The sequence below is a fragment of the Spirillospora albida genome, from assembly GCF_000718255.1.
Lineage (GTDB): Bacteria > Actinomycetota > Actinomycetes > Streptosporangiales > Streptosporangiaceae > Spirillospora > Spirillospora albida.
Window position 1 is genome coordinate 81,478 of sequence record NZ_JOFJ01000003.1, and the last position, 12,933, is coordinate 94,410.

At 75.6% G+C, this 12,933-nt stretch carries 12 protein-coding genes; 9 read left to right on the plus strand and 3 right to left on the minus strand.

Annotated elements, in window-relative coordinates; genetic code table 11:
- Positions 1–96 precede the first annotated feature (96 nt).
- Both IE99_RS0104895 and IE99_RS0104900 read left to right on the plus strand, forming a co-directional pair.
- Positions 97–876 carry an alpha/beta fold hydrolase gene (locus IE99_RS0104895; RefSeq protein ID WP_030164217.1) on the plus strand — a complete coding sequence of 260 codons (780 nt, stop codon included), beginning with the start codon at positions 97–99 and terminating at the stop codon, positions 874–876.
- Positions 877–909: 33 nt separating this feature from the next.
- Positions 910–2,037, plus strand: coding sequence for a glutamate--cysteine ligase (locus IE99_RS0104900; protein WP_030164222.1), 1,128 nt, complete (start codon positions 910–912; stop codon positions 2,035–2,037).
- Here the strand turns inward: IE99_RS0104900 and IE99_RS0104905 are convergent, their stop codons facing one another.
- Positions 2,038–2,835 (minus strand): TrmB family transcriptional regulator, encoded by a 798-nt coding sequence (locus tag IE99_RS0104905; protein ID WP_030164225.1) that lies wholly within the window; start codon positions 2,833–2,835, stop codon positions 2,038–2,040.
- A gap of 96 nt (positions 2,836–2,931) precedes the next feature.
- On the opposite strand from IE99_RS0104905, the gene IE99_RS0104910 reads away from it, so the two are divergent.
- Positions 2,932–3,825, plus strand: coding sequence for a lysophospholipid acyltransferase family protein (locus tag IE99_RS0104910; RefSeq protein ID WP_051712052.1), 894 nt, complete (start codon positions 2,932–2,934; stop codon positions 3,823–3,825).
- A gap of 44 nt (positions 3,826–3,869) precedes the next feature.
- Here the strand turns inward: IE99_RS0104910 and IE99_RS0104915 are convergent, their stop codons facing one another.
- Positions 3,870–4,373, minus strand: coding sequence for a helix-turn-helix transcriptional regulator (locus IE99_RS0104915; RefSeq protein ID WP_030164228.1), 504 nt, complete (start codon positions 4,371–4,373; stop codon positions 3,870–3,872).
- 158 nt (positions 4,374–4,531) lie between these two features.
- Here IE99_RS0104915 and IE99_RS0104920 point away from each other — a divergent pair, with 158 nt between their 5' ends.
- On the plus strand, positions 4,532–5,764 hold the full coding sequence (locus IE99_RS0104920) for a hypothetical protein (RefSeq protein ID WP_030164230.1): 1,233 nt from the start codon (positions 4,532–4,534) through the stop codon (positions 5,762–5,764).
- Positions 5,765–5,915: 151 nt separating this feature from the next.
- On the opposite strand, the gene IE99_RS32945 is transcribed toward IE99_RS0104920, so the two are convergent.
- Positions 5,916–6,179: a hypothetical protein gene (locus tag IE99_RS32945; protein ID WP_245623087.1), complete on the minus strand. Its 264-nt coding sequence runs from the start codon at positions 6,177–6,179 to the stop codon at positions 5,916–5,918.
- Here IE99_RS32945 and IE99_RS0104930 point away from each other — a divergent pair.
- From IE99_RS0104930 to IE99_RS0104950, 5 genes are read left to right on the plus strand one after another with little or no spacing between them, the layout of a single operon-like run.
- On the plus strand, positions 6,106–8,115 hold the full coding sequence (locus tag IE99_RS0104930; protein ID WP_030164232.1) for a serine/threonine-protein kinase: 2,010 nt from the start codon (positions 6,106–6,108) through the stop codon (positions 8,113–8,115). The genes IE99_RS32945 and IE99_RS0104930 overlap by 74 nt on opposite strands.
- Positions 8,112–9,248: a PP2C family protein-serine/threonine phosphatase gene (locus IE99_RS0104935; RefSeq protein ID WP_030164234.1), complete on the plus strand. Its 1,137-nt coding sequence runs from the start codon at positions 8,112–8,114 to the stop codon at positions 9,246–9,248. Before IE99_RS0104930 ends, IE99_RS0104935 begins: the two co-directional genes overlap by 4 nt.
- The gene (locus IE99_RS0104940) at positions 9,245–10,579 is read left to right on the plus strand and encodes a VWA domain-containing protein (protein WP_037558752.1); all 1,335 of its coding nucleotides are present in this window, start codon (positions 9,245–9,247) and stop codon (positions 10,577–10,579) included. Before IE99_RS0104935 ends, IE99_RS0104940 begins: the two co-directional genes overlap by 4 nt.
- Before the next feature lie 2 nt (positions 10,580–10,581).
- On the plus strand, positions 10,582–11,337 hold the full coding sequence (locus IE99_RS0104945; RefSeq protein WP_030164240.1) for an FHA domain-containing protein: 756 nt from the start codon (positions 10,582–10,584) through the stop codon (positions 11,335–11,337).
- Positions 11,334–12,809: a hypothetical protein gene (locus tag IE99_RS0104950; RefSeq protein WP_030164243.1), complete on the plus strand. Its 1,476-nt coding sequence runs from the start codon at positions 11,334–11,336 to the stop codon at positions 12,807–12,809. The genes IE99_RS0104945 and IE99_RS0104950 overlap by 4 nt, the downstream gene beginning before the upstream one ends.
- Positions 12,810–12,933: the final 124 nt, after the last annotated feature.

A 12,933-nucleotide genomic window follows, 5' to 3' on the forward strand; every position in this document is an offset into this window, starting at 1 on the left:
CTCCGGTTGCTAGCCTGAGACGGCACACGGACGACGAGCGGCCGGCGGGAGGGGCACGGTGCCTTCGACCGCCCTTGTCGGCTTTATCCTTCGTCCATGAGCGACGCGGCGCTGTACGTTCACCGGTTCGGTGCGCCGTCCGGGGCTCCGGTCGTCCTCCTGCACGGCGTCACGGGCCACGGGGCGCGCTGGCGGCGCATCGCCGAGCGGTACCTCCTCGACCGCCGGGTACTGGCCCCCGACCTGCGCGGCCACGGCCACTCCCCGCACGAGCCGCCCTGGAGCACCGAGCAGCACGTCGCGGACGTCCTCGCCGCCCTGGACATCGAGGGCGTCGACCGCGCCCACCTCATCGGCCACTCCTTCGGCGGCATGATCGCGCTGCATCTCGCGCGCGCCGCCCCCGACCGCGTCCGCAGCCTCGTCCTCCTCGACCCCTCGATCGGCCTCGACCCGTCCGGCGCCCACGCGGGCGCCCGCGCGCGGCTCGCCGAACCCGCCTTCACCGACTCGGCGGAGGCCCGCGCGGCGCTGGCCCGGCGCTGGCCCGGCGCGACGCCCGGCATCCTGGACGACGAGATCGCCGCGCATCTCGCCCCGGGTCCCGACGGCCGGCTGTACTGGCGCATCGACCCCGCCGCCATGGTGACCGCCTTCTCCGAGATGGCCCGCCCCCATGTCCTGCCGCCCGCGCACATCCCGACCCACCTGGTCATCGCGACGTACGGCGACTACGTCCGGCCGGAGTTCGTCGTCGACTGCCGCACCGCCCTCGGCCTGGGCCTGACCATCACCGAGATCGAGTCCGGCCACATGCTGTACGTGGACGCGGAAGAGGAGACCGGCACGCTCCTGTCGGAGTGGCTGAACCCCTGACGTACATCGGCGCGCCGGGGGCACAACCTCTTGGTGACACATCGTGGACCGCGGACGTTCGGGGTCGAGGAGGAGCTGCTCCTCGTCGACCCCGTCACCGGCGCGCCGCAAGCGCTGTCCGGGTCGGTCGTCAGATATGCGCGGCTCCACCAGGAGGTCTGCCTCGCGGGTGAGCGGCGCTCGGAGCCGCTGGAGACCGAGCTGCAGCGCGAGCAGCTCGAGACGGGCACGCCCGTCTGCACCAGCCTCGACACGCTGGCGTCGCACGTCCGGTCGGCGCGGCAGGCGGCGTCCCGGGCCGCCGCCGGGGTCGGCGCGGCGGTCGCGGCGCTCGCCACCTCGCCGCTGGAGGTGCAGCCGTCCCTGACCCCCTCGCACCGGTACCGCCGCATGTCCGACGCCTACGGACTGACCGCCGCCGAGCAGCTCACCTGCGGCTGCCACGTCCACGTCGGGGTGGAGTCGCCCGAGGAGGGCGTCGCCGTCCTCGACCGCATCCGGCCATGGCTGCCGCCGCTGCTCGCGCTGAGCGCGAACTCGCCGTTCTGGCAGGGCTCCGACACCGGCTACGACAGCTGGCGGCATCAGGTCTGGGGCCGGTGGCCGTCCAGCGGCCCCACCGAGCTGTTCGGCTCGCCCGAGGCGTACCGCGCGACCGTCGACACCATGCTGCGCAGCGGAGCGCTGCTCGACGAGGGGATGGTCTACTTCGACGCGCGGCTGTCGCGGCACTACCCGACCGTCGAGGTCCGCGTGATGGACGTGTGCCTCGACGCCGACGACACCGCGCTCATGGCGGCGCTGGTGCGCGCCCTGGTCGACACCGCGTCCGACGACTGGCGGGCCGGGGTCCCGCCGGACGGCGTCCGGACGGACCTGCTGCGGCTCGCGATGTGGCGGGCGAGCCGGTCCGGGCTGCGCGACGACCTCGTCCATCCCGCCAGGCGCGACGCCGGATGCGCCCGGACGGTCGTGTCCGCGCTGCTGGAGCACGTCACGCCCGCGCTGGAGCGCTCGGGCGACCTCGGCACCGTGCGCGGGCTGCTCGGCCGCCTCCTCGACCGCGGCAACGGCGCCATGGTCCAGCGCGAGGTCCACCGGCGCACCCGGGACGTGGCCGCCGTCGTCGCGGAGGCCGTCCGGCGCACCGTCAGCCCGTGATCACGGCCGGCCGAGCAGCCGCAGCAGGCCCGGCTCCGCGGCGAACATCCGGTCGAGCTCGGCCGCGCCGACCCGCGCCGCGACGATCTGGAGGGCGATGTCCTGCCGGACGTACTCGGCCGCCATCACCGCCACCGCCGGATCCGCCGTGTAGATCCCCCACGCGGCGCCGTCACCGAAGCCGCCGACGACGGCCTCCCGCCGGTCGCCGACGACCACGATGAGCCGGTACCCGAGGTCCTCCCGCCGGTACCGGTGCTCGTACACGTGGCCATGCCCGAGCGTGTCCGGCCCGAACGACACGGCGGAGATCTCCACGCCGCGCCCGGCCGCCGCCGCGACGGGGCCCCGCAGCCGCTCCGCCTCCTCCGGCCAGATCGACAGGAACAGGTCGGTGCGGGCGCCCGCGACGACGTCGCCGGCCCGGTCGATCATCGCCGCCGCGTCCTTGAGGTTGTGGATCGGATGCGTCTCCGGCGCCGCCGCCACCGCGGGCAGCGCGGTCCGCAGCGCGTCCACCGACCCGTCGAACTCGCGGCGCATCCGGTCCAGCAGCGACTCCGGCGGCAGCGGCAGGTACTCGGTGGCGTCCGGCGTCCCCCGCAGTTCGTACGCCGCGCCCCGCGCCACCAGCTTGCCGAGCGTCTCGTACACGGTGCTGCGCGGCACCCCCGACCGCTTCGCGACCTCGTACCCGTTGACGGGCCGTCCCGAGGCGACCAGCGCGACGTACGCCTTGGCCTCGTACCCGGACATGCCGAGCCGCCGCAGGTGGTCGAGGACGTCCGGCACGCTCACGGCGGCATGCTACGCGGACGCCCCGACCTGCGGCTTGTCAGCGCCCCCTTACCCTGGCGTCAGGGAACCGGTCGGCGCTCCTCTACGATGCGCGGCATGGCCTCCCCCCTCGATTGGACACCGCCGTCCGAGCGCCTGATCCGGGCCGCGAACCTGGCTCTGGAACCCTGGCGCGCGTGGACCTCCCCCGTCTTCCACGGACTGGAGAACGTCCCGCCCGAAGGGCCCGTCCTGCTCGTCGGCAACCACACGGTCTACGGCGTGATCGACGCCCCCCTGATCTTCTTCGAGCTTCACCGGCGGTACGGCGTGTGGGTCCGCTCGCTGGCCGACCACGCGCACTGGAGGATCCCGGTCTGGCGCACGCTCCTCGACATGGGCGGCTCCGTCGACGGCACCCGCGACAACTGCCGCGCGCTGCTGCGCGACGGACGGCACGTCGTGGTGTTCCCGGGCGGCGCCCGGGAGGCCACCCGCGGCCGCGGCGACCGGTACCGCCTGCAGTGGGACGGCCGCCTGGGCTTCGCCCGGATGGCCGTCGAGGCGGGCTGCCCCATCGTCCCGTTCGGGACGGTCGGTGTGGAGGAGATGTTCAGCCCCGTCCTGGACGCGGACAGCCCCCTGCTGGCCCCGGCCCGCGTGGCCGCCCGGGTCGTGTTCGGCGAGCGCGGCCGCCGCGACGACGCGGTGATGCCCCTCTCCCGCGGCATCGGCCCCACGCCCGTCCCCCGCCCGCAGCGCCTGTACTTCGCGTTCGGCGACCCGATCGACACCACCCCGTGGGCCGGCCGCGACGACGACGAGCGCTCTCTCGGCGAGGTCCGCGACCTGACCCGCAAGTCGGTCGAGGAGCTGATCGCGGGTCTCCGCCGCGAACAGGAGCGGGACCCGTCCCGCACCCCGCTGGGCCGCCTGTCCCGCGCGGCGGGCAGAGCGGCCGGCCGGACCGTCCGCACGACGGCCCGGCTCCGCCGGTCCCTGGCTCCGTGACCACCCGCGCCGCGGCCCCCGGGCGGGGGCCGCGGCGCTGGTGGTCAGGCGGCCGTCTTGCGGGGCTGGAACGGGAGGTAGCGGTCGGCGCGGCGGGGGCGGGACGGGAGGCCGGTCGACTCGACGGCGAGGATGCGGTCGAAGCGGAAGGCGCGGACGCCGCGGCGCATCCGGCACCAGCCGACCAGGTACCAGTGGTCGCGGTGGACGAGGCAGGTGACGGGCTCGACCTCGCGGATCGTGACGTTGGCGGCGGCGTCGCCGTAGCAGAGGCGGACGACGCGGTGCTCGGTGATGGCGGCGGCGACCACGCGGGCGCGGTCGGCGGTGGGGCCGTCGAGGGGGACGGTGAGGGTGGCGAGGGTGGTGGTGACGGGGTCCGCCGGGAAGGCCCCGACGGGGTCGCCGGCGGGGTCGAGGAGTCCGCGCAGGGCGCGGCGCGCGGTCGCGGCCTGCGGACCGGCGCCGAGGTGCGCGAGCGAGAGCGCGAGTGCGGCGATCTCCGCGGCGGAGAGGCCGGTGCTGGTGTGCGTCGCAACGTTCGCCATGGTTCGATTATATGTTCGACCACCGACATTTTCGCGGCTCGGGCGGCGCCGGATCCGGCTGCCTTGAGAAGCCCGCCGCGCATGGTGAACACTGATCTCCGAAACCGCTCTAAAACGGGGGAACCAGGGGCGAACATGTGCCGATCGGCGGACCGACCTTGAACGACGCGCGCACGGGCCGCCCTCCGTTGAACCGCGACGAGGCGGACCGCGCCCTGGCGCGCCTGAAAGACGAGCGCGAGCGCGTCGCCGCGGCGCTGCTCGAACTGGAGGGCCACCACGGCTTCCAGCTGCTCAAGGGCGCGAAGGTGGAGGGTGAGACGCGGCGAGTCCAGGCGGCGGTCGGGGCGCGGACGGCGACGCTGTGGGACCTGTTCGACCGCTACACGCGGACGCTCGGCGCGGCGGAGGAGCTGCGGGCGCGGCACGCGCGGCCGGGGCAGGCGCAGCTGGCGGAGCTGACGCGGCTGCTCACGGGCCCGTCGGTGGAGCTCGCCGCGCAAGAGGTTCCGCTGGAGCGCCGGACGCTGCTCGCGTCCCCCTCCGGCGAGCGGCTGACGCTCGCCGCGGTCGTGGCGCGCATGACCCCGCTGTACGAGGAGGTCGCGCGGACGGTCGCGCGCGTCGACGCGGTGTGGTCGGCGCTGCTCGCGCGGCTCGCGGAGGTGGAGGCGCAGCGGCGGGCGGCGGAGGAGCTGCGGGCGTCGCTCGGCGGCCCGGACCCCGTCCTGGAGCGGCTGTCGGCGGAGCTCACCGGGGCCGCCGAGACCGTCCGCAGCGATCCGATGGCGCTGGCGCGCGACGACCGGGCCGACACGTCGGGCCTGGACGCCCTGCACGCGGGGCTGGTGGAGGCGCGGCGCGCGCTGGCGGAGGCCGACCGGCTGCGCGCCGGGTTCGCCGACCGCGTCCGCGGCATCGCGGACGTGGTGGCGCGGGTGCGGGCGGCGGAGGCGGAGGCGCGCCGCGTCCGCGCGGACGTGCTCGCGAAGATCGCCGGGACGGTGCCGCCGCCGGCCGACCTCGCGGCGGCGCTGGCCGACCGGCTCGCCGCGCTGCACCGGCCGGGCGCGGCGGGGGGCTGGCACGGTCTCGCCGGACGCGTCGCCGGCCTGGAGGAGGCCGCGCACCGGGCGCTGGCCGAGGCGCGGTCGTCCGCGGAACTGAGCCGCGGGCTGCTGGAGCGGCGCGAGGAGCTCCGCGGGCGGCTGGACGCCTACCGGGTCAAGGCGGCCAGACTCGGCCACGCCGAGGACGCCGAGCTCGGCGGATTGTACGAGGAGGCGCGCGCGCTGCTGTGGACGTCGCCGTGCGACCTGCGGCGGGCGACGGTGGCGCTGGCGGGCTATCAGCAGGCCGTCAACGCCAAGGCGAAGGGAGCGGGACGTTGAGTGCGTGCACGGCGCCGGGCTGCGGCGGAAACCTGGACGGCGGATACTGCGTCATATGCGGCATGGCGGCCACTTCGAGCGCGCCGAGCGCGGCGCCCGCCTCGGCCGATGCCTGCGGCCGGTCCGGGTGCGGCGGGACGATCCAGGACGGCTACTGCGACGTCTGCGGGTCTCCCCCCTCCACGGGCACTCCCCCGGCGAGCACGCCGGCCCCGTCCGGAGGCGTCTCCTCGGGAAGCGTTCCCTCGGGAAGCGTTCCCTCGGGCAGCGGCCGGACGGGCAGCACGCGGACGGGTTCCGCGCGCTCCTCGGGGCGGCGGGGCGGGCTCGGCGCGGGGCTCGTGGAGGTCCCGCCCGTCCCGTACCGGGATCCGTCGACGGCGGTGATGAGCGACCCCCAGGTCGCGGAGGCCAAGCGGTACTGCAGCGGCTGCGGCGAGCCCGTCGGGCGCGGGCGGGGCGACCGTCCCGGGCGGACGGAGGGCTTCTGCCCGAAGTGCCGCACCAGGTTCTCCTTCACCCCGAAGCTGAACCCCGGGGACCGGGTCGGCGGCCAGTACGACGTGCTCGGCTGCCTGGCGCACGGCGGCCTCGGCTGGATCTACCTCGCGAAGGACCGCAACGTCAGCGACCGGTGGGTCGTGCTGAAGGGCCTGCTGGACAGCGGCGACGCCGACGCGATGGCAGCCGCGGCGGCCGAGCGGGCGTTCCTCGCCGAGGTCGAGCACCCCAACATCGTCAAGATCTACAACTTCGTCCAGCACGGCGGCGACGGCTACATCGTCATGGAGTACGTCGGCGGCCGGTCGCTGAAGGACATCCTGGTCCAGCGGCGGCAGGACCTCGGCGCCGACTCGCTGCCGCTCGCGCAGGCGATCGCGTACGCGCTGGAGGTGCTGCAGGCGCTCGGCTACCTGCACGCGCAGGGCCTGGTGTACTGCGACTTCAAGCCGGACAACGTGATCCAGTCGGAGGAGCAGCTGCGGCTGATCGACCTCGGCGGCGTGCGGCGGCTGGACGATCCGGACGGCGCGATCTACGGAACGGTCGGCTACCAGGCCCCCGAGATCGCCGACACGGGCCCGTCGGTGTCGTCCGACCTCTACACGGTCGGGCGGGCGCTGGCCGTGCTGAGCTTCCCGTTCCGGGGCTACACGACGACGTACGCGGAGAGCCTCCCGCCGCGCGCGGAGGTACCGCTGCTGCAGCGGTTCGAGTCGTTCGACCGGCTGCTGCGCCGGGCGACGCACCGGGATGCGGCGCGGCGGTTCCAGAGCGCGGCGGAGATGGCGGAGCAGCTGACCGGCGTCCTGCGCGAGGTCCTGGCGGCGGAGGACGGCCAGCCGCGCCCCGCGCCATCGGCGCTGTTCGGGCCGGAGCGCTTCACGCCCGGCACGGAGTACGACACCGCGCACGGCACGGGCGAGGGCGCGCCCGTGGACGCGCCGCTGCCCCCGGTCCCGCCGGCGGCCGCGGCGGCGGCGCTGCCGGTCCCGCTCGTGGACGGCGCCGACCCCGCGGCGCAGTTCCTGTCCGGGCTGACCTCGCTGGAGCCCGACCAGCTCGCCGCGGCGCTCGGCAACGCCCCCGAGCGGACGCCGGAGGTGCGGCTGACCCTCGCGCGCGCGGAGATCGAGCGGGCCGGCCACGCCGCGGCGGGGCGGCTGCTGGACGAACTCGCCGCGGACCGTCCGGACGACTGGCGGATCGAGTGGTACCGGGCCGTCGCGCTGCTCGCGGAGGGCCGCTTCACCGAGGCGCAGCCCCGGTTCGACCTGCTCTACTCGCTGCTGCCGGGCGAGACGGCGCCGAAGCTGGCGCTCGCCTACTGCCGGGAGCGGAACGCGCCGCAGGGCGCGGCGGAGCTGTACGAGCGGGTCTGGCGCACCGACCAGACCTACATCAACGCGGCGTTCGGCCTCGCGCGGGTGCGGCTCGCCGCGGGCGACCGGCCCGGCGCGGTGGCGGTCCTCGACTCGGTTCCGCGGACGTCGATCCGGTGGCTGCCCGCCCAGGTCGCGGCGGTCGCGACGGCGGTGCGGGGCCGTCCGCCGGGCGAGCCGACGGCAGCCGAGCTGATCGGCGCGGCGGACCGGCTCGACGGGCTCGGACTGGACGGGGAGCGCCGCGAGCGCCTCGTCGCCGAGGTCCTGGAGGCGTCGCTCGACTGGCTTCCGGCCCAGCGGGGCGCGCAGGGCGGGGCCGTGCTCGGCACGCCGCTCGCGGAGGCGCCGCTGCGCCACCGCCTCGAACACACGTACCGGGAGCTCGCCCGCCACACCCGCGACCGGGACGAGGCCCGGATGCTCATCGACGCCGCCAACACCGTACGCCCGAGGACGCTCCTGTGACCGACGAACCGACCGGAACCGACCCCGCCGCGACGAAGACCGCGGAGCTGTCCTGCGCCGGCTGCGGCGAGATCGTGTTCCCGAGCGAGGACTTCTGCGAGAACTGCGGGCGGCGCCTGCGGGAGGGCGCCGCCGCGCCGGCGGGCGGGCCGGGCCCGGCGCGGCGCGAGGGCGCCACGACGAAGCAGTACCGGGGCGGCGCGGACCCGGCGCGCGCCTGCGCGCACTGCGCCTCCCGGACGATCGACGCGGAGGGCTACTGCGGGGCGTGCGGGATGCGGCAGCCCGCCGAGCGCGACCACGTCGAGATCACCGTCCCGGCGGGCGCGGCGGGCGTGAGCGACCGCGGCAGGCGGTACGCCCGCAACGAGGACGCCCTGGCGCTGACCGGGCACGCCACCGGGGTCGCGGCCGTGGTGTCGGACGGGGTCGGCTCGTCCCAGCGCCCGGAGGAGGCGTCGCGCGCGGCGGCCGACACCGGCGCCGCCGAGCTGGCGGCCCGGCTCGACGCGGGCACGGACCCGCAGGAGGCGACCCGCCTCGCCGCGCTGAAGGCGGCGGCCGCCGTCGCCGCCCTGGCCGGGTCGCCCGGGGAGGCTCCGTCCTGCACGTACGTCTCGGCGGTCGTGCACGGAGGCGCCGTCACGGTCGGCTGGATCGGCGACAGCCGCGTCTACTGGATCGCGGCGCAGGAGCCGCCCGAGGACGCGGCGGACGCCGGGGTCGAGGCCGACACGGCCGATCTGGCGGAGCTGACCGGGTCGGCGCAGCTCACCGAGGACGACTCGTGGGCCGCGTTCATGGTGGCGGAGGGCGCGCTGACGGAGGCCGAGGCGGAGGCGCATCCCAACGCGCACGTCATCACGGCCTGGCTGGGAGCCGACGCCGGGGAGGTGCACCCGCACGTGCGCACGTACCGGCCGTCCGGCCCCGGAACGCTGCTGGTGTGCAGCGACGGCCTGTGGAACTACTTCCCCGCCCCGGCCGCGCTGGCGGCGCTGGTGGACGGCTCCGCCGACGCCCTCGGCACCGCGCGGACCCTGGTGCGGCACGCGCTGGACGCGGGCGGCCGCGACAACATCACGGTCGCCGTGATCCCCCTCCCGACCCCGAGCACGGAGCAGCCACGATGAGCCACCCGCACTTCTCGATCAGCGTCGACCAGAACAAGTTCCTCCCCGAGGGCGGGCGCGAGGTGCACGCCATCGTGTCGGTGGAGGCCACCGACACGCGCGGCTCCCAGCCGGTCCGGGTCGACCGGACCCGCGCCGGCGAAGTGATCATCATCGACACGTCCGGGTCGATGTCGTACCCGGAGACCAAGCTCCGCGCGGCGATCGAGGCGGCGCAGACCGCGATCGACACGCTCCGCGACGGGGTCGAGTTCGCCGTGGTGTCCGGGTCGAACTGGGCGACCATGGTGTACCCCGCGCAGCCGGGGCTCGTCGCCGCCGACGACCGGACGCGGCGGGAGGCCAAGCGGGCGCTGGGCCGGCTGACGGCGTCCGGCGGCACCGCGATCGGGTCGTGGCTGCGGCTCGCCGACGAGCTCTTCGGCGACCGCGACGGCATCCGGCACGCGATCCTCCTGACCGACGGCAAGAACCAGCACGAGTCGGCGGAGGAGCTCGACGCCGTCCTGTTCCGCTGCGGGGGCCGGTTCGTGTGCGACTGCCGCGGCGTCGGCACCGACTGGGAGGTCGCCGAGCTGCGGAAGGTCGCGTCCGCGCTGCTCGGCACCGTGGACATCGTCGCCGACCCGGCCGGGCTCGTCGCCGACTTCCAGGCGATGACGGAGGCGGCGATGGGCAAGGCCGTCGCGGACGTCGCGCTGCGCGTGTGGACACCGCAGACCGCCCGGATCAAGTTCGTCAAGCAGGTCATGCCGACCGTCGAGGACCTCACCGGGCGGCGGACGGACTCGGCTCCGCAGGCGGGCGACTACCCGCTCGGCGCGTGGGGCTCGGAGGTCCGCGACTACCACATCTGCGTGGAGGTGCCCCCGGGAGAGATCGGCAGGGAGCTGCGCGCGGCGTGGGTGAAGGTGGTCGTGCCGGGCGAGGCGGGCGAGGAGCCGCAGGTCCTCGCGTCCGGGAACGTCCTGGCCCAGTGGACCGACGACGAGGCCGCATCCACGAAGATCAACGCGCGGGTCGCGCACTACACCGGCCAGGTCGAACTCGCCGCCGCCGCCCAGGAGGGGCTGCAGGCGTACCGGGACGGCGACCTCGAGACGGCGACGGCGCGGCTGGGCCGGGCCGTCGTCCTCGCCGGGGAAGCGGGGAACGACGCGATGACGGCGATGCTGCGGAAGGTCGTGGACGTCATCGACCCCGTGACCGGCACCGTCCGGCTCAAGCGCGACATCAGCAAGGCCGCCGAGATGGAGCTCGACACCCGGTCGAGCAAGACCGTCCGGACGCGCAAGGACGAGACCGTCAACTCCCGGCGCGGGCAGGGCTGAGCATGGCCACCTGCCCCAACGGCCACGGCACGCAGGCGACGGACTACTGCGACGTCTGCGGCGAGCGCATGGGCTCGTCCGCCCCGGCCTCCGGCGGGGGGACGGCGGGTCCCCCGGGCACGCCGCGGCCGCCGTCGCGTCCCGCCGGCGCCACGCCCTGCCCGGACTGCGGGACGCCCGCCGTCGGCCGGTTCTGCGAGGAGTGCGGCTACGACTTCGCGACGGGCGGCGGGCGGCCGACGCCGCTCGAGGCGGCGGCTCCGCCGCCGCTCTCCGTCCCGCCGCTCTCCGTCCCGCCGCCGGTGCCCCCGACCCCGCCCCCGGCCGTGCCCCCCGTCGAGGGCGGCGTCTGGACGGCCGTGGTCACCGCCGACCGCGACTACTACGACACCGTCATGGAGGCCGGAGGACCCGACTCCGCCTCCCTGGCGTTCCCCCCGTACGCGCCGGAGCGGCGGATCCCCCTCACCGGGTCGCAGGCCCGGATCGGGCGCCGCAGCTCGTCCCAGCCCACCCCGCCCGAGATCGACCTCCGCGAACCCCCGGAGGACCCGGGTGTCTCGCACGTCCACGCGGTCCTGCTCGCCAAGCCCGACGGCGGCTGGACGCTCGTGGATCCGGGATCCACGAACCGGACCTGCCTCAACGGGTCCACCGAGCCCATCCCCCTGAACGTGGAGATCCCGGTCTCCGACGGAGACCGCATCCACGTCGGGGCCTGGACCACCATCACGCTCACCCGAGGCGAGGCGACATGACCGCCGTCCAGCAGGCACCCCAGACGGCGCCCCCGGCGGCACCGCCCGCCGCGCGGCCGTCCCGGTCCCCGGCACGCGCACGGCACGCCCCCGCCGCGCCCCCGCCCACCGGGATCCGCCGGGCGCTGCCCCGGACGGTCGCGGCCCGCGTCCGCGTCCTCACGGCGCTCGCCGCCGCGCTGCTCGTCGCGCTCCTCGCCGTCGCCTGGACGGCGGTCACGGACGCCCGCGAGGGCATCCGGGTGATCGGGCACGACGCGGGCCCGCAGGTCGTGGCGACCGGCGACCTGTACTTCCAGCTCACCGACATGGACGCGCAGCTCGCCAACGCGCTGCTCGGCGCCGACCGGCGGGCGGCCCTCGCCCGCTACGAGCAGAACCGGGAGAAGGCGGGCGCCGCGCTGCTCGCGTCCGCGAAGCTCGCCGACGAGTCCACCGAGGACAACACCGCCCGGGACCTTCTGGACGCCTTCGGCCGGTACGAGCGGCTCGCCGGGCAGGCGCTCCTGCTCGACGAGCAGAACCCGCACGCCGCCGGCCCGCCGGCGCGGAAGGTCCTGGACGTGTACCGCGAGGCGACCGACCTCATGAAGCTGGACCTGCTGCCCAAGGCGTACAACCTGACGCTCGACAACGGCACGCTCGTCCGGCACACCTATGAGGAAAAGCGCTCCGCCGTGCTCACCGGGCGGACGCTCCTCCTCGTCACCGGTCTGCTGCTGCTCGCCGTCCTCGCCGGGCTCCAGCTGTACCTGGCGGCGCGGTTCCGGCGGCTGCTGAACCCGGCGCTGGCGCTCGCGACGCTCGGCACCCTGGTGCTGGTGACGGCGGGAACGATGATGCTGTCGGCGCAGGCCGCGCACCTGCGCGACGCCAAGCAGGAGGGCTTCGACTCGATCCTGGCCCTCGCCCGCGCCCGCGCGATCAGCAACAGCGCGAACGCCGACGAGACCCGGTTCCTCCTCGACCCGGGCCGCGCCGACGCGTACGAGCAGGTGTTCCTCAGCAAGTCGCAGACCGTCCTGTACCTGCCGGCGGGGAACCTCGGGAAGTACCACCGGCAGGTGGAGGGGGACCTGACCTTCGAGCCGGGGCGCGCGTCGTTCCTCGGGTTCCTCGGCGACGAGGCGTCCCGCTCCACCGAGCCGCGTCAGGTCGCCGCGCTGCGGCGGGTGCTGGAGGAGTACAAGGGGTTCCAGCGCAGCGACCGCGCGATGCGGGACCTGGTCTACGGAGGGCAGCGCGGCCGGGCGGTCGGCGCGCGCGCGGGCGCCGCGGAGTTCGCCCAGTTCGACCGTTCCCTGCAGGAGCTGATCGGGACGCACCGGACCGCTTTCGACACGGCCGTGCGCAAGGGCGACGACGGGACGGGCGGCTGGTACGCGGTGCTACCGGCCGCGGGCGCGGGCATCGCGCTGCTGCTCCTGCTCGGGGTGCGGCCGCGGCTGGCCGAGTACCGATGGTCGAAGTGAGCGGCGTCGGGCCGGGCGGTCACCGAGATCAGTCGGTTACGTAAGTCCCGGTCGGCCCACATGATCGTAAGTTATGGTCGCGAACAAATCCCGTTACGGGAGAAATCGGCCACCCGAGGAGTGC